At 60.7% G+C, this 18,405-nt stretch carries 20 protein-coding genes and 1 pseudogene; 12 read left to right on the top strand and 9 right to left on the bottom strand.

Translation table 11 applies throughout. The annotated features are described in order from the left end of the window. Position 1 precedes the first annotated feature (1 nt). The 5 genes and pseudogenes from PKE98_RS04580 to PKE98_RS27030 form a co-directional block, all read left to right on the top strand. Complete coding sequence (locus tag PKE98_RS04580; RefSeq protein WP_271194100.1) at positions 2-952, top strand: ABC transporter permease; 951 nt, start codon at positions 2-4, stop codon at positions 950-952. Then, positions 942-1,751: an ABC transporter permease gene (locus PKE98_RS04575; RefSeq protein WP_271194099.1), complete on the top strand. Its 810-nt coding sequence runs from the start codon at positions 942-944 to the stop codon at positions 1,749-1,751. Before PKE98_RS04580 ends, PKE98_RS04575 begins: the two co-directional genes overlap by 11 nt. Positions 1,752-1,804: 53 nt before the next feature. Then, positions 1,805-3,229, top strand: a complete 1,425-nt coding sequence (locus PKE98_RS04570) for a gamma-aminobutyraldehyde dehydrogenase (protein ID WP_271194098.1) — start codon at positions 1,805-1,807, stop codon at positions 3,227-3,229. A gap of 312 nt (positions 3,230-3,541) precedes the next feature. Then, a complete protein-coding gene (locus PKE98_RS04565; protein ID WP_271194097.1) occupies positions 3,542-5,047 on the top strand; it encodes an APC family permease in 1,506 nt (501 codons plus the stop codon). Between the two features lie 149 nt (positions 5,048-5,196). Continuing rightward, positions 5,197-5,559, top strand: a pseudogene (locus PKE98_RS27030) (methyl-accepting chemotaxis protein); the annotation flags it as partial. An 877-nt stretch (positions 5,560-6,436) separates the two neighbouring features. Here PKE98_RS27030 and PKE98_RS04555 read toward each other — a convergent pair. Continuing rightward, on the bottom strand, positions 6,437-7,180 hold the full coding sequence (locus PKE98_RS04555) for an SDR family oxidoreductase (RefSeq protein ID WP_271194095.1): 744 nt from the start codon (positions 7,178-7,180) through the stop codon (positions 6,437-6,439). A gap of 139 nt (positions 7,181-7,319) precedes the next feature. Here PKE98_RS04555 and PKE98_RS04550 point away from each other — a divergent pair, with 139 nt between their 5' ends. Beyond that, entirely contained in the window at positions 7,320-8,234 is a 915-nt protein-coding gene (locus PKE98_RS04550; RefSeq protein ID WP_271194094.1) for a LysR family transcriptional regulator, read from the top strand. On the opposite strand, the gene PKE98_RS04545 is transcribed toward PKE98_RS04550, so the two are convergent. The 3 genes from PKE98_RS04545 to PKE98_RS04535 are packed head-to-tail and all read right to left on the bottom strand — an operon-like array spanning position 8,231 to position 9,317. After that, positions 8,231-8,848, bottom strand: coding sequence for an SOS response-associated peptidase (locus PKE98_RS04545; protein WP_271194093.1), 618 nt, complete (start codon positions 8,846-8,848; stop codon positions 8,231-8,233). The genes PKE98_RS04550 and PKE98_RS04545 overlap by 4 nt on opposite strands. Positions 8,849-8,874: 26 nt before the next feature. Next, a complete protein-coding gene (locus PKE98_RS04540; RefSeq protein ID WP_271194092.1) occupies positions 8,875-9,135 on the bottom strand; it encodes a putative signal transducing protein in 261 nt (86 codons plus the stop codon). Then, positions 9,135-9,317 (bottom strand): CPXCG motif-containing cysteine-rich protein, encoded by a 183-nt coding sequence (locus PKE98_RS04535; RefSeq protein WP_122452527.1) that lies wholly within the window; start codon positions 9,315-9,317, stop codon positions 9,135-9,137. Before PKE98_RS04535 ends, PKE98_RS04540 begins: the two co-directional genes overlap by 1 nt. Before the next feature lie 455 nt (positions 9,318-9,772). Here PKE98_RS04535 and PKE98_RS04530 point away from each other — a divergent pair, with 455 nt between their 5' ends. Beyond that, positions 9,773-10,048 carry a DUF3077 domain-containing protein gene (locus PKE98_RS04530; RefSeq protein WP_271194091.1) on the top strand — a complete coding sequence of 92 codons (276 nt, stop codon included), beginning with the start codon at positions 9,773-9,775 and terminating at the stop codon, positions 10,046-10,048. 56 nt (positions 10,049-10,104) lie between these two features. Here the strand turns inward: PKE98_RS04530 and PKE98_RS04525 are convergent, their stop codons facing one another. The 4 genes from PKE98_RS04525 to PKE98_RS04510 form a co-directional block, all read right to left on the bottom strand. Continuing rightward, a complete protein-coding gene (locus PKE98_RS04525) occupies positions 10,105-10,548 on the bottom strand; it encodes an NUDIX hydrolase (protein ID WP_271194090.1) in 444 nt (147 codons plus the stop codon). Between the two features lie 38 nt (positions 10,549-10,586). Next, positions 10,587-10,901 (bottom strand): hypothetical protein, encoded by a 315-nt coding sequence (locus tag PKE98_RS04520; protein WP_271194089.1) that lies wholly within the window; start codon positions 10,899-10,901, stop codon positions 10,587-10,589. Positions 10,902-10,979: 78 nt separating this feature from the next. Further along, on the bottom strand, positions 10,980-11,504 hold the full coding sequence (locus PKE98_RS04515) for a hypothetical protein (protein WP_271194088.1): 525 nt from the start codon (positions 11,502-11,504) through the stop codon (positions 10,980-10,982). A gap of 31 nt (positions 11,505-11,535) precedes the next feature. Continuing rightward, positions 11,536-11,796 (bottom strand): hypothetical protein, encoded by a 261-nt coding sequence (locus tag PKE98_RS04510; protein WP_271194087.1) that lies wholly within the window; start codon positions 11,794-11,796, stop codon positions 11,536-11,538. 223 nt (positions 11,797-12,019) lie between these two features. On the opposite strand from PKE98_RS04510, the gene PKE98_RS04505 reads away from it, so the two are divergent. Then, positions 12,020-13,186 (top strand): 1-acyl-sn-glycerol-3-phosphate acyltransferase, encoded by a 1,167-nt coding sequence (locus PKE98_RS04505; protein ID WP_373877807.1) that lies wholly within the window; start codon positions 12,020-12,022, stop codon positions 13,184-13,186. Positions 13,187-13,252: 66 nt separating this feature from the next. Here PKE98_RS04505 and PKE98_RS04500 read toward each other — a convergent pair whose 3' ends face one another. Further along, positions 13,253-13,534, bottom strand: a complete 282-nt coding sequence (locus PKE98_RS04500) for a hypothetical protein (RefSeq protein ID WP_271194085.1) — start codon at positions 13,532-13,534, stop codon at positions 13,253-13,255. A 328-nt stretch (positions 13,535-13,862) separates the two neighbouring features. Here PKE98_RS04500 and PKE98_RS04495 point away from each other — a divergent pair, with 328 nt between their 5' ends. The 4 genes from PKE98_RS04495 to PKE98_RS04480 all read left to right on the top strand — a co-directional run bounded on the left by PKE98_RS04495 (position 13,863) and on the right by PKE98_RS04480 (position 18,329). Further along, the gene (locus PKE98_RS04495; protein WP_271194084.1) at positions 13,863-15,026 is read left to right on the top strand and encodes a dipeptidase; all 1,164 of its coding nucleotides are present in this window, start codon (positions 13,863-13,865) and stop codon (positions 15,024-15,026) included. 124 nt (positions 15,027-15,150) lie between these two features. Then, a complete protein-coding gene (gene rhlB, locus PKE98_RS04490) occupies positions 15,151-16,623 on the top strand; it encodes an ATP-dependent RNA helicase RhlB (RefSeq protein ID WP_271194083.1) in 1,473 nt (490 codons plus the stop codon). A 240-nt stretch (positions 16,624-16,863) separates the two neighbouring features. Further along, positions 16,864-17,382, top strand: coding sequence for a sigma-70 family RNA polymerase sigma factor (locus PKE98_RS04485; RefSeq protein ID WP_271194082.1), 519 nt, complete (start codon positions 16,864-16,866; stop codon positions 17,380-17,382). Then, complete coding sequence (locus PKE98_RS04480) at positions 17,379-18,329, top strand: FecR domain-containing protein (protein WP_271194081.1); 951 nt, start codon at positions 17,379-17,381, stop codon at positions 18,327-18,329. The genes PKE98_RS04485 and PKE98_RS04480 overlap by 4 nt, the downstream gene beginning before the upstream one ends. Positions 18,330-18,405 lie beyond the last annotated feature (76 nt).

Below are 18,405 nucleotides of genomic sequence, written 5' to 3'. Positions count from 1 at the left end.
CATGACCGCCCTCTCCACTCCCGTTACAGCACCGCCGGCAGGCGGCCCGCTACAACGCCTGTCGAACCTGCTGTACCGCAAGCCCAATCTGTACCTGGCGATGCTGCTGGTGCCGCCGCTGCTGTGGTTTGGCGTGATCTATTTCGCCCCGCTGCTGACCTTCCTCTGGCAGGGCGTGTACACCTACGACGAAATGGCCATGGCCGCCACGCCGGACCTTACCTGGGCCAACCTCCTGGCCCTGTTCGAACCGGCCAACTACGACATCATTTTGCGCACCCTGGGCATGGCGATTGTCGTGTCGCTGGCCAGCGCCGCCTTGGCCTTCCCCATCGCCTACTACATGGCGCGCTACACCAGCGGCAAGACCAAGGCGTTTTTCTATATCGCGGTAATGATGCCGATGTGGGCCAGCTACATCGTCAAGGCCTACGCCTGGACTTTGCTGCTGGCCAAGGGCGGCGTGGTGCAGTGGTTTGTCGAGCAACTGCAGCTGACGCCGGTGCTGCAGTTCATCCTCGGTATTCCCGGTGTCGGCGGCAGCACGTTGTCGACCTCGCAACTCGGTCGGTTTTTCGTGTTCGTGTACATCTGGCTGCCGTTCATGATTCTGCCGATTCAGGCCTCGCTGGAACGCCTGCCGCCCTCCTTGCTGCAAGCCTCCGCTGACCTGGGCGCCAAGCCTGCACAAACCTTTATGCAGGTGATTTTGCCGCTGTCGGTGCCGGGCATTGCCGCCGGCTCGATCTTTACCTTCAGCCTCACCCTGGGCGACTTTATCGTGCCGCAGCTGGTAGGCCCGCCCGGGCTCTTTATCGGCAACATGGTTTATACCCAGCAAGGCTCCATCGGCAACATGCCCATGGCCGCTGCCTTCACCTTGGTGCCGATCGTGCTGATCGCCATCTACCTCTCCATCGTCAAACGTCTGGGGGCCTTCGATGCACTCTGAGCGCGCTTCCTGGGGCCTGAAACTTGCGGCCTGGGGCGGGTTGGTGTTTTTGCACTTCCCGATCCTGATCATCTTTATCTACGCCTTTAACACCGAGCAGTCGGCGTTCAGCTTTCCGCCGCAGGGTTTCACCTTGCACTGGTTCAGCGTCGCCTTCAGCCGAGTGGACGTGCTGGACTCAATCAAGCTGAGTTTGCAGATCGCCTGCCTCGCCACGCTGATTGCCATGGTGCTCGGCACCCTGGCCGCCGCTGCGTTGTACCGACGCGATTTCTTCGGCAAGGAAGGCGTGTCGCTGATGCTGATTCTGCCCATCGCCCTGCCCGGTATCGTCACCGGCCTGGCGCTGCTCACGGCGTTCAAAGCGCTGGGTATCGAGCCGGGCATTTTCACCATCGTGATCGGCCACGCCACCTTCTGCGTGGTGATTGTTTACAACAACGTGATCGCCCGTTTCCGTCGCACCTCCCACAGCCTGATCGAGGCATCGATGGACCTGGGCGCCGATGGTTGGCAAACCTTCCGCTACATCATCCTGCCCAACCTCAGCTCGGCGCTGCTGGCCGGCGGCATGTTGGCGTTTGCCCTGTCGTTCGACGAAATCATCGTTACCACCTTTACCGCCGGCCACGAACGCACCTTGCCGCTGTGGCTGCTCAACCAACTCAGCCGCCCGCGTGATGTGCCAGTGACCAACGTGGTCGCCATGCTCGTGATGCTGGTGACCATGCTGCCGATTCTTGGCGCGTACTACCTCACCAAGGGTGGGGAAAGCGTGGCCGGCAGCGGCGGCAAATGACCTACGAAATCAAACGCACAACAACACCTACACCTGAAAGAGAGGGGTAAGTCATGCAAACCAAACTGCTGATCAACGGCCAACTGGTCGCCGGCGAAGGCGCCGCCCAACCTGTACTCAATCCATCACTGGGCACTGAGCTGGTCACCATCAACGAGGCCAGCGAAGCCCAGGTAGACGCCGCCGTACGCGCTGCCGATGCCGCCTTCGACAGCTGGTCGCAGACCGCACCGAAAGACCGCTCCCTGTTGCTGCTCAAACTCGCCGATGTGATCGATGCCAACGCCGAAGAACTGGCGCGTCTGGAATCACAAAACTGCGGCAAGCCCTACACCGCCGCCCTTAACGACGAGCTTCCGGCCATCGCCGACGTGTTCCGTTTCTTCGCCGGTGCCAGCCGCGTAATGGGCGGCTCGGCCGCCGGTGAATACCTGCCGGGCCACACCTCCATGATCCGCCGCGACCCGGTGGGCGTGGTCGCCTCCATCGCGCCGTGGAACTACCCGCTGATGATGGCCGCCTGGAAACTCGGCCCGGCCCTGGCCGCTGGCAACACCGTGGTGCTCAAGCCGTCCGAGCAAACTCCGCTGACCGCCCTGCGCCTGGCTGAACTGGCTGCCGACATTTTCCCCGCCGGCGTCATCAACGTGGTGTTTGGCCGCGGCCCGACCGTAGGCGCGCCGCTCACCGGCCACCCGAAAGTGCGCATGGTCTCGCTCACCGGTTCGGTCGCCACCGGCAGCAACATCATCGCCAGCACTGCCGACACCGTAAAACGCATGCACATGGAACTGGGCGGCAAGGCGCCGGTGGTGATCTTCGACGACGCCGATATCGACGCCGCCGTGGAAGGCATCCGCACCTTCGGCTTCTACAACGCCGGGCAAGACTGCACCGCCGCCTGCCGCATCTATGCGCAAAAAGGCATCTACGAAAAATTCGTCGCCAAGCTGGCTGAGGCCGTCAGCACCATCAAGTACGGCGTGCAGGACGACGAAGGCACCGAGCTGGGCCCGCTGATCACTCAGCAGCACCTGGACCGCGTGGCCGGTTTTGTCGAACGCGCCCGCGCCATCCCACATATCAAGGTGCTCACCGGCGGCAAGAAAGTCGACGGCCCGGGCTTCTTCTTCGAACCGACCGTACTGGCTGGCGCATTGCAGGATGACGAAGTGGTACGCCGTGAAATCTTCGGCCCGGTTGTGTCGGTCACCGAGTTCAGCGACGAAGCCCAAGCCCTGGCCTGGGCCAACGACTCGGACTACGGCCTGGCTTCCTCGGTGTGGACCAACGACGTCGGCCGCGCCCACCGTTTCGCCGCCCGCCTGCAATACGGCTGCACCTGGGTAAACACCCACTTCATGCTCGTTAGCGAAATGCCCCACGGCGGGCAGAAGCTGTCCGGTTACGGCAAAGACATGTCGATGTACGGCCTGGAGGACTACACCACGGTTCGGCACGTGATGTTCAAACACTGATTCAAACCACCCACACCGTCATCCCAGCGCAGGCTGGGATCCAGAATTTCGGCCCCTGCGAATGGAGTGGCCCGACGCTCGATTCTGGATTCCGGCCTACGCCGCAATGACGGTGATGGGTGTGCAAGTGTAGGTACCCATTTCACCCACCCCCGGCGCTGTTTGCGTGCACGACAGCGAGGTGAACTGCGGGCTTTTTCCGGGATGCGGCAAGTTCGCCCAGGGCCGTTTTTTGCCTGGGCAAGCTTAATAAAAATAGCCCTGCGGGGCAGATCAAAAACAGCTGCCATCACACTCAGAGGAGCTTCAATAATGAGCGATCACATCGCCGACAGCGACGCGGAGCAACTACGCGCGCTGGGCTATACGTCCAACTTCAAACGCAGCATGAGCGTCACCGAAAACTTCGCCCTGGGCTTTACCTACCTGTCACCGGTAGTGGGCGTGTACACCCTGTTCGGCCTGTGTCTGGCCGCCGGTGGCCCACCAATGTTCTGGGCTTACCTGCTGGTGGGTCTGGGCCAATTGCTGGTGTGCCTGATCTTCGGTGAAGTGGTGTCGCAGTTCCCGATTTCCGGCGGGGTTTACCCCTGGGCACGTCGCCTGGTGGGCAAGCGCTGGGCGTGGATGGTGGGCTGGGTGTATGCCTGGGCACTGGTCGTCACCATCGCGGCCGTTGCCGTCGGTGCCGGCCCGTATATGGCCGCCATGCTTGGCTTCGAACCCAGCAACAGCACCAATATCGGCATCGCCCTGGTGCTCACGGTGATCGCCACCGTGGTCAACCTGAGCGGCACCAAAGTGCTGGCGCGTATCGCCATGTTCGGCTTTATCTGCGAACTGCTGGGTGCGTTGGTGGTGGGTATCTACCTGCTGATTTTCGAACGTCATCAGCCGTTCAGCGTGCTGTTCAACACCTTCGATATCGCCATCGACGGCTCCTACCTGCCGGCCTTCCTCACTGCATCCCTGGCAGGCATGTTTCTGTACTACGGCTTCGAGGCCTGCGGCGATGTGGCCGAAGAAACCCCGAATGCCAGCCGCAGCATTCCCAAGGCCATGCGCATGACCATCTATGTCGGTGGTGTAGCGGCGATGTTCGCCTGCCTGGCGCTGATTCTGGCCGTGCCGGACATGAGCGCTGTGATCAATGGCACCGACAAAGACCCGGTGACCACCATCCTCAACAACGCCTTCGGTGTCACCGGTTCCAAAGTGGTGATGGGCATTGTGATGGTGTCGTTTATCTCCTGCGTGCTGAGCCTGCAAGCGGCTGCCAGCCGTCTGCTGTACTCCTACGCCCGTGACGAAATGATCATCGGCAGCAGCCTGCTGAAAAAGCTCTCGCCGACCACCCACGTACCGACCACCGCCCTGCTGGTGTGCGGCGTGCTGCCGGCCATCGTGATCTGCCTGGGTTTTGTGCTGCAAGACGCCATCGCCACCATCGTCAGCTTTGCCGCCATCGGCATCTACCTGGCCTTCCAGATGATCGTCAGCGGCGCGCTGTTTGCCCGCCTGCGTGGCTGGAAACCGAGCGGTGCCTTCACCCTTGGCCGCTGGGGCATGCTGGTGAACCTCGGCGCGCTGGCCTACGGCGTACTGGCCATTATCAACATGGCCTGGCCGCGCTCACCCGATGCCGCCTGGTACGTCAACTACGGCATGCCGTTGTCGACCGCCATCGTCATCGGCCTGGGCCTGGTGTACATGGTTGCGCGCAAACCTTACGAAACCGGCACCGCGCCGGCAGGTGATGCGTGGAAGTTGGCCGGTAGCAAACATGCGCCCAAAGGCGCTGTAGGCGACGCGGTTTAACCCGTAATGACGCCCGGCTAACCCCGGGCGTTTTGCTTTTTTGAACCTGTAGGAGCGGCTTCAGCCGCGATGCTTTTGACCTAGAAGAGCATCGCGGCTGAAGCCGCTCCTACGGGGATCGCGGATAGCCCTTTCTCTACGGACCTACCATGAACGCGCCACTCGCCCCTGCGCCTTTGCGCGCCGCCGTTACCACTGAAGACAGCACCCACAGCACCATCGAGCAGGTAAAACTGCTGATCGCAAGCCTCAACCAACGCTGGATCGAAATCAGCAAAGTGTCTGAAGTCATCCGCCAGATCGCCAAACACACGAATTTGGTGGCCTTGAATGCCGCCATCGAAGCGGCCCGCGCCGGTGAACAAGGCCGCGGCTTTGCCGTGGTGGCCGACGAAGTGCGGCGCCTGGCCACCCAGTCGGCCGAGGCCACCGCCGAAATCGGCACCGTAGTCGGTACCATCCGCCAGGAAAGCGCCAAAGCCCTGGCCGACGTCGAGAAAGCCGAGCGCGCCAACGTGCTTGAACAAGCGCAGGTGCTGCTCGCCCACGAAGCCCTGCAACTGCAAGCGCAGTTCGCCGGCATGGCCACCGCGCTGTTTGGTCTGAAGAACTTTATTCTCGGCATGAAAGCCAAAGGCTTTGGCCCCGACCGCGAACAGATCGACGCGGTGATGCACCAGTACCTGTCGCAAAACCCCGACCTGCTGGCCTTTGCCTGCGCCTGCGAAGCCAACGTGCTGGACAACCGCGACGCTGAGTTCGCCGGTGCGCCGGGCTTTGATGCCACGGGCCGCATCATGGCCTACTGGAACCGCGGCGCCGGCAGCCTGCAACGCGAATGCCTGGTGAACTACGACGACGATTGGTACGTGCTGCCCAAACGCAAAAACCGCGACGTGTTTATGGAGCCCTACGACTACCCCATCGCCGGCCGCACCATTCTTATCACCTCGTTTATGACGCCCATGCAGCACAACGGCCGCTTCCTCGGCATTCTTGGAGCCGACTACAGCCTGGCCCAACTGCAAGAGCGTTTGGGCCAACACACACCGTTTGGCCATGGCCACTACGCGCTGCTGTCGAACAAAGCCATCTACGTCACCCACCCCGACGCCGCACGACTTGGCAGCGCCGCCAGCGAATTGCCAGCCGAACTGCGCAACGCCGTGCGCGACGGCAAGCCGCTGCAACAACAGAGCGGCAACCGCATGCTGCTGGTGCAGCCGATATTCGTGGGTAACTGCGATGCGCCGTGGGCGTTGTTGATGAGCTTTGAGCACAACGCGGCATAAGGCCGGCAATCGCAATGGTGCGCGTAGCACACCCCACAAAAGCATTCGCTCGTAGGGTGTGCTCCGCGCACCGTTGCGGTGGCATGGCGGGCGTGAATTAAAAATCCTGCACGGTTGGGCGCAGCAGAATTTCGCTGATGTCCACATCGGCCGGCTGCTCGATGGCGAAGGCAATCGCACGGGCCACCGACTCGGCGGGAATCGCCATCTTGTAGAACTCGTTGAGGTTCTCGCTGCTGGCCGGGTGCGAGCTACCGTGTTTAAGCTCGGTGTCCACGGCGCCGGGCGAAATCACTGTGGTGCGAATGGCGCCGCCCACTTCATGACGCAAGCCGTCGCTGATGGCGCGCACAGCGAACTTGGTGCCGCTGTAAACGGTGCCGCCCGGGCTGAACACCTTTACGCCGGCGATGGAGGCCACGTTGATAAAGTGCCCGCTGTTCTGTGCCTCAAAGCGTGGCAAGGCGGCGGCAACGCCATAGAGCAGGCCTTTGATATTGATGTCGATCATGCGGTCCCACTCGTCCACCTTGGTTTCGCTCATCGGCGCGATGGACATCAGCCCGGCATTGTTGATCAACACGTCCACGCGACCAAAGCTATCCACCGCGCCCTGAATCAAGGCCTCCACTTCGCTGCGCTGGGTAATGTCGGTGGTGTAGGCCACCGCCTTGCCGCCGGCGGCGGTGATTTCGCTCACCAGGGTGTCGAGCCGGTCTTTACGGCGAGCGCCCAGTACAACCGAAGCCCCAAGGGCCGCCAGATGACGCGCCGTCGCTTCACCCAGGCCGCTGCTCGCGCCCGTGATAACCACAACCTTGCCGGTATTGTTGTTGCTCATGCTGCAATCCTCAACGAAGCGGGCCAGGGAGTTGGCGCCGGTTGAGGGCAACTATAGGGAGCCCCCTTGCAACTGAAAATGGAACAGATAGGATTTGGCTATTCCATAAACTGGAACAAACCAACCGAGGCTCTGCCCAATGCTCAACCGCATGGAACTGCTGAAAATTCTCTGCGCCGCCGCCGAGGCCAACAGCTTTCGCGAAGCCGCCACGCGCCTGAGCATTTCCCCGCAAAGCGTCACCCGCGCCATTCAGGAACTGGAGCAGCAGTTCGGCGAAATCCTATTTCACCGCAGCACCCGCCAAGTGCAGATCACCGCCTTCGGCCAAAGCCTGGTGGCGCAGGCGCAGCAAACCCTGGATAGCGTCGACCAACTGTTCCAGCGCAACACCCGCAACAAGGTCGAGGCCATCAGCGGCCGCGTCGGCATCACCGCGCCCCACGCCATCGGCCGGCGATTTCTGGTGCAACTGCTGGTGCCCTTGCTGCGCGAGCAGCCGGGCCTGCAAGTGGAGCTGCGCCTGGAAGATGAGATGACCGATGCCGTGAGCGCGCAGATTGATATTGGCATTCGCGTCGGCATGATTCGCGACCGTCGCTATATCGCCAGGCCCATGGCCAAGGTGCCGCTGCATATCGTCGCCAGCCCCGCGTTGGTGGCCAGCGGCGGCGCACCGCAAACACTTGAACAACTACACGAGCGCCCGCTTTCGGCCCTGATCGACCGGCGCAGCGGCAAACCCTGGCCCTGGTTGTTCGCTAACAATGAACACCTGCTGCCGGCGCCCGCCGCCTTTATCAGCGACGACCCGGAGGCCGAGTTGGAAGTGGTGTTGGCCGGGCTGGCCTATGCCCAGGTGCCGAGCTACCTGGCGGTGCCGCACCTGCGTAGTGGTGCGCTGGTAACCGTGCTGGACCGCTTCGCACCAACGGCGTGGGATTTGTTTATTTACCGGCCGCAACGTGGGCCGGTGTCGCCACGGGTGCGGCTGGTGTTCGACCACCTGCTCGCCCAATTCAGCGACAAAACCCTGTTCCCCGAACAGCCTTAAGCCGGCGTCAAACACTCCGGCCCGTTGGCCTTCGGGTCGTTTACAAAATGCGCCAGCGCCCGCTCACGCAACACCGGGTTGGGCTGGCACAGCAACTCTTGCAGCTTGGGCAGCGGCGTATCGTCCGCCAGCCAGACCTCCTGACCGCGCGCATCGAGAATCAACGGGCGGCGCAAGCCATTGGCCGGCTGCGTGATCACCGCCACGCTCAAATACGTATGCCCCTCTACCGGAAACGCCTCCCACACCGCGGCGAAATACAACGGCGATTCCTCGCGGGTAATCCAATACGGGCGCTTGCGCACCGAACCGCGCCACTCGTAAAAGCCATTGGCCGGCAACAAGGCCCGGCGCAGGCGCAAGGCATCGCGAAACATCGGCTGTTCGGCCACGGTTTCGGCGCGGGCATGGGCGGGGGTTTTCGACAGATCGGTCAGCCAGGGTGGCGTCAGGCCCCAGCGCGCCAAGGCGGCGTGGCGCTCGCCCTCAACGTTGCGCAGCATCAGCACCTGGCTAGTGGGCGCGATATTCCAACCCGGCTGTTGGCCGGCCGGAAAACCGGGAGTGGCCGCCAAGGCGGGCGTCCAGCGAAACAGGGCGTAGCGTCCACACATCGGGCGAGAGGCTCATCGAAGAAGGGTCAGCATAAGAGGATGCCATGCACCTCGTCGGGCTCATCGCCCGGCAGCGGCTGCGCGGCATTGTACGCGGCGATCAGCCCGCGTGCGTGTTCAGCCTGCTGATTGGGCACCATCAAACCCAGCAAGCCCATGGCCGGCAAATCTCCGGCGGCGCCGAGCAAATGCCCGCCGGTGATATGCGCCTCCACGCCCTCGCTGGCCAGCATGCTGGTAAGCAACTCGGCTTCCATCAAATCCTGTGGCTCATAAATGCGCTGCATCAGTCATTCTCCGCACGAACATCCAACTCCCAGCCATCGCCGTCGGTACGCAGATCAAACACAATCGGCCGGCAACACACTGGGCAATCTTCGATGTACTGCTGGTCGCCGCCGGAGAGATCCAACACAGCCTCGGCGGGCTCGCCGCAGTAGGGGCAATCGTAGAACTGGGTTTCGAGCATAGGGCGCTCCTGTGACGGGTTGGCAGTTACTGCATAGGACTACAAACGCAGCGGGTTAGCCCACGTTTCTTTGCCGTTTGAAACGAATATAGCCGGTAGGAAAAAGGGAGATGTTGAGGAAACCGATTACGGTGTTTTGTAAGACCACGCTTGCAGAGCGCTTTACCCTGAAAAACCGGTTGCCAGCACTTCGCAGCCCGCCCTATAGTCCCGCCGTCGCGGCAAAATCCGCGTCCGGGTTTGGCGACTCGAGTTGTTTGTCTTAGGCGCTACAGCGTCCATCATCTGAATGCCGGCGCTTTTTTTGTGCCCGGTGCTCAGCTATGGCGGCTGTGCGCGGGATACCTTCGGGTATGCCGGGTTCTAAGACTCTCGGTTCGCCAACCTGCGTACAGCTGCCACCCAATCGTTTGGCGACGATCGTGGCAGTCCTTTAAGTCTTAGGAGTTCCACAAATGATCGAAACAGCTACCGCAGTAACCACCCGTCAACGCTTCGACAAGATGGACACCGTTGCACTGTTTTCCGTAAACCCTGGTGTCCCCGTCGAAGATGCACTGGAACGCGCCGCCGACCTGATGCTGTATGTAGAAAGCATCTCTGCTGCCGACGCCTTTCCCAACAAAGCGACCGAAGCGGCCATCATCCAGACGCTCAGCCAAATGGCCCACGCGCTGCTGAAATCCACACGGCCAGCCGCTAACCAAGAGCCCAGAAAAGCCACGTCGTAATGACGGTTAGCCGTGCGTGCATACAAGGGGACGATGTCCCCTTGTTTAAGCGCCCATCAGCGCAATAACCCCGCCGTTACCAGTAATTCCAGGAGACCTTCGGGCACTAACCGCGCAGCCTCTGTAAAGCTCAAGCTGCCACACCACACAGCCCGGAATTTCGCACCATCGCTCTCACAGCCCGCCAGCCACGGTTTTTCATACACGGCGGCATCGTCAAAACGCGCATCGTAAACCTGCACAATCTCGTGCCCCGGTTTGCCGGCGTAGGTGAAGATGCTTTCCAGCGTGCCGATCAGTTGCACATTGTGGATCGCCAGGCCCAACTCCTCCTCCACCTCGCGCACGACTGCATCACGGCTGCGCTCACCAAACTCGATGCCGCCACCGATTGGGCGAAAAAAGGAGCGATCGGGCGCGCCGTCCTGAAAGTGATTGACCAGGATTTTGCCGTCGTTGTGGAAGATGCAGATGGCTAGCGGGCGAATATACGGGGGCATGGGCGGGACTCGAGCGTAATAGGTAAAAACGGAGAGATCTAAGGAGTGGCAGGCGATGGCAGAAACAGGATGTTCTGCGCATTGATCACAATGCAGCCGTCGGACAAGTAGATAAAAGAGTCGTCCCCTTCCTTGGGTCGCCAGTAATTAATATTTCCCGCACCGGCGTGCTCGCTCAGCGCATCAAAACTGCCAACATGCTGCATGGACTTAACACCAACAAAAATGATTTGCGCCGCCACTCTGTCGCCGTCTTGGTTGTAAAACTCGATTGAAACCGTGACTTCCTTCTTGGCGTATTCAACAAAGAGCTTTTTGATGACGCCATCGTGCAGTTCTATATCATCCAGCATTAATGCCTCCTGCCAAAACGGCTCCTTGTCTCACCTGCGATTCCAAACCCGGCTCAGGTACTACAAGAACCTTATTTATTATTCCTGATGCACCCTGGCAGGCACGCCTTGAGCCATATAGTTCAACACCATCTGGCTCGCGCCGCGCCGAACATCAGACATGGGCATGTCCTTGCGCACAAACAGATACGTTTCAGCGCGCTTATCAACCACTTCACACTGCAGATAGCCACCCAGTACTGAAACAAACTCATCGTCCTTGGTGCGTGCCAGGTTGGCATATAAAAAGTCCTTTAAAAGGTCGCTGCCCCTAACCCCGAAATCGGAACACAGCACACTTACGGACTCACGCGCCAACCAGAAATCCGGATTGTCTTTAACGGTGGCGAATAAGGCATTCTTTACCCGGATGGCGTCCTCGCCACCGCCGGCCAGTACAAGCGCCGTCTCGGCAGAGCACTTGTTGTCGGCGCCATCGAGATTGGCATATAGCGCTTGCCAATCGGCATCGCTGTAGTCGTCGGGTTCTAAATCCAGATCAACCGGGCAAGCGGCAAAACTCGGCGCGCTGCACAGGCATAGACACAATAAAATCCATTTCACAGCGCACTCCCCTTTACCAACCACGCTCCTTTTATTGAGTTTGATTCCCAGCCTTCCTAGCCACAAACTTCACTGGATCAATCCGATCCGATTGCGGCCAAAAAACCAAACCAAACGGTGCTGCCCTGATCATCAAACCAGGCTCATCCACGCCCCACTCTTGTTGCTGCTCGACAGAGGCAATGACGGCGTCCACCTCACCAGGTGTTCGCCCTTGCTCAATCAGGACAGCGTCACCTGTTTCGGCGACTTCTCCAGTCGTATAGCGAAGGAATTCGTCATCAGAGCTCATCTTGAAAACCCTTTTCCATCCCTGTTGGCATCAGCCACGTGGCGTCATTAGCTAAATACCAGAAAAGCCAGCGAGCGAGTTCAACTATGTGGTCTCACCTGCGAAGCCACCTGTGACTTGCGCGTATAATCGCCGGTCTATTGCTGACCGCCTGCCCACGCAGTAATTTGCACACGGCCTCCCGGGCGCATTCCCTTCGTAACCGCTGAAAGAACAAGAGAGCATGATGGGCGAATTCGATGCCATCCGACCGTACGCTGACGCCGAAGTCCCCGCCGTCCTGAATCGCCTGCTGGCCGATCCGGCGTTTTTGCAGATCATCACCCACTTCCGTTTCCCTCGTCTTTCCCGGCATTTTTCCTGGCTGTTGAAGCCGCTGATCGCCCATCGCCTGCGTTCGCAGTTCGCGTCCATCAATTCGGTGGCGGCGCTGCAGGACAAGGTGGAGGTGTATGTGGACCGCAGCATCGAGCATGCCACCGATGGCGTGACGTACAGCGGCATCGAACATTTGAAGGCGGGCAAGGCGTATCTGTTTCTGGCTAACCACCGCGATATCGTGATGGACCCGGCCTTTGTGAATTACGCGGTGTACCACGCGGGCTTGCCGACGCCGCGCATAGCCATTGGCGATAACTTGCTGCAGAAGCCGTTTGTTAGCGACCTGATGCGGCTGAACAAGAGTTTTATCGTCCACCGCTCGCTGACCGGGCGGCGGGAGAAGTTGGCCGCGTTTCAGTTGTTGTCGGCCTATATCAACCATTCGATTCGCAATGACGGTGAGTCGATCTGGATTGCTCAGGCCGAAGGCCGAGCCAAAGACGGCGACGACCGTACCGATTCGGCCATCCTGAAGATGTTCCATATGAGCCGCAAAGATGAGACCTTCGCCGAGGTGATTGGCGGGCTGAATCTGGTGCCGGTGTCGATCAGTTATGAGTACGACCCGTGCGACCAGGCCAAGGCGCGTGAGCTGTTTATTCGCGCTACCACCGGCAGCTATGAGAAGGCGGCCGGTGAGGATGACAAGAGCATTGGCTTGGGCATTACCGGCTACAAGGGCCGGGTGCATTTGAACTTCGCGCCGCCGGTGGTGGATGGCTTTGAGGACAGCAAGCAGCTGGCGGTTGAAATGGACCGGCAGATTTTGAGCGGCTATCGACTGTTCCCCGCGCATTACCTGGCGTATGCGCAGTGGGCAGACCGCGACCCCGCCTTGCAGGTGCCGGATGCGACCGAGTTGTTCCCGGCCGAAGAGTTGGCGGCGGCGCAGCAGGAGTGGCAGAAGCGCTTGGACGCCTGCCCGGCGGAGCAGCGGCCTTATCTGGTGGTGCAGTACGCGACGCCGGTAAGAAATCAGTACCGGATCAAGGCTGGGTTGCCGTTATAACGCTACTCAGCAACAAAAAAGGCGGCCCCGGTTTCGGGTGCCGCCTTTTTTATTGCATCGCCGTACTTAGAACTGGGTACTGAACCAGGAAACCATCAGGCCAATCGCCAGGCAGGCATAGCCAAAGCGGGTGAAAAAGCGGTTGAGCTGCTGGGTGGAGGTATCCAGGGTGGAAAGCTCGGCTTCGGCGCCTTCGCTCTCGACTACCAGGCCGGCAATGGCGCGGCGCTGGCGGATGCGGGTGGCGATCAGCAGCCAACTGCCGGCTACCGCGAAGAACAGTGCCAGGGCATTGATGGATTGGGCGGGGTGGGACAACGCGAGGGAAAACAGCGCCTGCAACGACATCTACAACCTCTGCTTCAGGGCCGGTGAAATGGCCCTGGGTAACTACGGCGCCGACCCGGTTCGGGGCGCTACGGCGGCGGATTCTACCGGACGAATTTGGGCTTGGTTGGGTTTCCGACGAATGTGTGGGTAGCGTAACGGCAGGCCCTCACCCCTGCCCTTTCCCTCGGGAGAGGGGGCCTCACCGAGTAAGTCGCGGCGAGCGCGTTTGGATTCCCCTCTCCCGCTTGCGGGAGAGGGGCTAGGGGTGAGGGTAAAGGGCCCAAGCACAATCCCCCTGCCAATTTGCTACAGTCCCGCCCACAACAACAAAGCTCGGATGCTACCCATGCGCAAACTCTCGATTGTGGTGTTGGTTTTACTGGCCGTCGGCCTGGGCGTTTTCTTCTATCTGCCTACCTACCTGGACCGCACGATGAACAGTGTGGAAAACCCGGCGCCCTACCCGGCCAATGCCGAGGCCACCTCGCTGCACAAAACACTGTTTGTCGCTGACCTGCACAACGATGAGTTGCTGTGGCAGCGCGACATGCTCAAACGTGTGAATTACGGCCATTCGGATTTGCCGCGCCTGATTGAAGGGCATGTGGCATTGCAGGTGTTTTCCACCGTTACCAAAACCCCGAAAAACCTTAACTATGAAAAGAACGGCAGCGACACCGACAACATCACCTTGCTGGTAATGGCTCAGCGTTGGCCCACCTCCACCTGGAAGAGCCTGCTGCAACGCGCGCTGTACCAAAGCAAACGGTTGCATGAGGCCGCCGCCACTAGCGACGGCAAGTTGGTGGTGATCAAAACCCGCAGCGATCTCGCCTCCTTTATAGAGGCGTGGAAGAAAGACCCGAACCGCGTTGCCGGCATCATGGCCACCGAAGGGTTGCAGGTGATCGAGGGCAAGCTGGATAACGTCGACCGCCTGTACGACGCCGATTTCCGTATCGCCGGCCTTACCCACTTTTTCGACAACGAGGTGGGCGGCTCGGCCCATGGCCTGGTCAAGGGCGGGCTGACGCCGCTGGGCCGTCAGGTGATTACCCGGTTGGAAGAGAAAGGCATGCTGGTGGACCTGGCGCACGCCTCGCGGCCGTTGATTGATGATGTGCTGGCGATGGCCAAGCGCCCGGTACTGGTTTCCCATACGGGCGTGGAAGGCACCTGCCCCGGCACCCGCAACCTCAGCGATGCACATATCGAGAAAATTGCCGCCACCGGAGGCGTGATCGGCATTGGTTTCTGGGATACCGCCGTGTGCGCCACCACGGTGCCGGCGATTGTGAAGGCCATTCGCTACACGGCCGACAAGGTCGGCGTGGAGCACGTGGCGCTGGGCTCGGATTTCAATGGCACCATTCATGCGCCGTTCGATAGCACGGGCTTGGCGCAGTTGACCGAGGGTTTGCTCAAGGCCGGCTTCAGCCAGGAGGATATCGCCGCGATCATGGGAGGCAATGTGCAGCGTCTGTTGCTGCAAACCCTACCGCAGGCCTGATTCCAGACGTCCCAAACGTTCGCCATTAGCAGAAAATTAGCCGGCTGCCTGCAACATTTCGCCGCACCGGCTTATTGCTTTACACTGGCGGGCGTTCATTCCTTAACCAATTGAAGAGATTCCCGTGCTCAAAGCACTCAAGAAAATGTTTGGCAAAGGCGAAGGCGAGCTGCCGGCGTCTGCTCCTGCCGCCCCCTCTTCCGCGCCAACCCCTGCCGTAGAAAGCCCCCGCCAGGCCAAACCCAGCCAGCCGCGGCAGCCACGCGCAGCGAAAACCGAGCGAGCCGACGCCCCTGTCGCCGCTACCGAAACCGCTGCCAGCCAGCCTGCCACCGAGCCTGCACCACAGCCCCGCCGCGCCCGTCCGGCGCCGGTGGTAAATACCTGGAAACGGGAAGACTTTCAGGTTGAGCCGCAGGCCGGCAAAACCCGCTTCCATGATTTCAAGCTGTCCGATGAGCTGATGCATGCCATCCATGACCTGGGCTTCCCGTATTGCACACCGATTCAGGCGGGCGTACTGGGTTACACCCTCAAGGGCAAGGACGCCATTGGCCGCGCCCAGACCGGCACCGGCAAAACCGCCGCGTTTCTGATTTCCATCATTACCCAGCTGCAGCAAACCCCGGCGCCGAAAGAGCGCTACATGGGTGAGCCGCGTGCGCTGATCATTGCGCCGACCCGTGAGCTGGTGGTGCAGATCGCCAAAGACGCCGCCTTGCTCACCAAGTACAGCGGGCTGAACGTGATGTCGTTTGTTGGCGGCATGGATTTCGACAAGCAGCTCAAGCAACTCGAATCGCGTTACTGCGACATTCTGGTGGCCACCCCTGGTCGCCTGCTGGACTTCGCCCAGCGCGGTGAAGTGCACCTGGATATGGTCGAAGTGATGGTGCTGGACGAAGCCGACCGTATGCTCGACATGGGCTTTATTCCGCAGGTTCGTCAGATCATTCGCCAGACCCCACCAAAGAACGAGCGCCAGACGCTGCTGTTCTCGGCAACCTTCACCGAAGACGTGATGAACCTCGCCAAGCAGTGGACCACCGACCCGGCCATCGTCGAGATCGAGCCGGAAAACGTCGCCAGCGACACCGTAGAGCAGCACATTTACGCGGTGGCCGGCAGCGATAAATACAAGCTGCTGTACAACCTCATCACCCAGAACAACTGGGAACGGGTGATGGTGTTTGCCAACCGTAAAGACGAGGTGCGCCGCATTGAAGAGCGCCTGATTCGCGATGGCGTAAGCGCCGCGCAGATGTCGGGCGATGTGCCGCAACACAAGCGCATCAAAACCCTGGAAGGCTTCCGCGAGGGCAAGATTCGCGTGATGGTGGCCACCGATGTGGCCGGCCGCGGTATTCATATCGACGGCATCAGCCACGTGATCAACTTCACCCTGCCGGAAATGCCGGACGACTACGTGCACCGCATTGGCCGTACCGGCCGCGCTGGCGCCAGTGGCGTGTCCATCAGCTTTGCCGGTGAAGACGACTCCTACCAGTTGCCGGCGATTGAAGAGTTGCTGGGGCGCAAGATCAATTGCGAAACCCCACCGACCGAATTGCTGACGCCGGTGCCGCGCAAGCACTGATCGCGGTTTAAAAAAAGCCCGTCCCTGTGACGGGCTTTTTTATGGGGTGAAAAACGCCAAAAGCGTCGAGGCTGAAGCCTCTCCTACAGGACAGGTGTTCCGTGAAGGGGAGGCTTCAGCCTCGATTCGTGCAAACACCCATCCAAAAACCAGACGCTGCGTGCAAACAGTGGCAATTGTTACTTGATAGACATTATCATTTGCCACCTTTTCGTAACCGCTGCGAAGCGCGAGTGTGTGATGCCGTCCGCCGGGCAACCTCTTTCTCAGTTGTATAGCGCTCACCACAGCTGGCTCACGGCTTGGTTGCGGCGCCGTCTGGGCTGTTCGCACAACGCAGCCGACCTCGCGCAAGACACTTTTATGCGCCTGCTGGTGGCCGACCGTGCCGCCCGCTTGCCGAGCCATTTGCAGGAACCTCGGCATTTTCTGGTGACCGTGGCCAAGCGCGTGATGGTCGATCACTTGCGCCGCCGCGCGATCGAGCAGGCGTATTTGCAGGCGCTGGCGTTGCAGCCGCCGGCAGAGGAAGTCTCCCCGGAAACTCGCCTGCTGATGGTGGAAACCCTGTTGGCGCTGGACGCGATGCTTGATGGCCTGGGCCACAAGACCAAGCAGGCGTTTTTGCTGTCGCAGCTGGAAGGCCTGGGCTACAGCGAAATCGCCAAACGCCTTGGGGTGTCGGTGAGCTCGGTTACCAAGTACATGGCCAAAGCCACCGAGCATTGTCTGCTCTTCGCCCTGGATGCGCAGGTGTGAAGGGCCCGGACAAACGCGTGGCGCTGCGCGAGGCCGCCCACTGGTATGCACGCCTGGGCGCCGACCAGGTAGGCGCCGATGTGCATCAGCAGTGGAGTAGCTGGCATAGCCAGGACGCACTGCACCAATGGGCCTGGCAGCAGGTGCAGAATTTGCAAGCGCAGCTGCAGGGGTTGCCCGGCCCGCTTGCCTACCAGGCCATGCAGCAGGCCGGCACCAGCGCGGCGCTCGGTCGGCGCACGCTGCTCAAGGGCTTGCTGCTCGGCGTGGGTGCCGGCAGCCTGGGCCTTTACGGCTACCGTGAAGCGCCGGTGTGGTTGGCAGACTACCGCACCCGCATCGGCCAGCGTCAGCGCATCACCCTGGCCGACGGCACCCGGTTGATCCTCAATACCGCCAGCGCGGTGGATGTGCGCTTCGGGGCCGAGGTGCGCCTGGTGATTGTGCAGGCTGGCGAGCTGCTGATTGAAACCGGTAAAGACCCACGACCCTTTGTTGTGCGCAGCGCCGAGGGCGATATGCGCGCCCTTGGCACGCGCTTTACCGTGCGCCAGCGCGAGGGCATTACCGACCTCAGCGTGCTGGAACATGCCGTGGCGGTGCGCAGCAAAAAGGGCACAGACGCCGAGCAGGTTATCGAGGCCAACCAGCGCGTCTCCTTCTCCGCTACCCAGCTCTACAGCCCCACTGCCGTCGACCCCAACCAGGCGCAATGGGCCAACGGCCACTTGGTGATCGACAACTGGCGCCTCGACCGTTTGCTGGCCGAGTTGCAACGTTACCGGCCGGGATTTGTGCAGTGCAGCGCCAACATTGCCGAGCTGCGGTTGTCTGGCGCCTACCCGCTGGATGATACCGACAGCGCCCTGGCTGCCATCGCCCGCGCCCTGCCAGTTCGCATCGAACAACGCACCCGTTATTGGGTGCGGGTGCTGCCCAAGGCCTGATTTACGCGGTGCTGAAAATTATTTCCACCGCCGTTGTCGATTTACTGCTCCTCGCTCGACTCCCTCTGCAAAGAAC

The sequence above is a fragment of the Pseudomonas turukhanskensis genome, assembly GCF_027922365.1.
Classification (GTDB): Bacteria; Pseudomonadota; Gammaproteobacteria; order Pseudomonadales; family Pseudomonadaceae; genus Aquipseudomonas; species Aquipseudomonas turukhanskensis.
The sequence above is the reverse complement of the archived record's forward strand: the minus strand, read 5'-3'. Positions and strand labels throughout refer to the sequence as shown.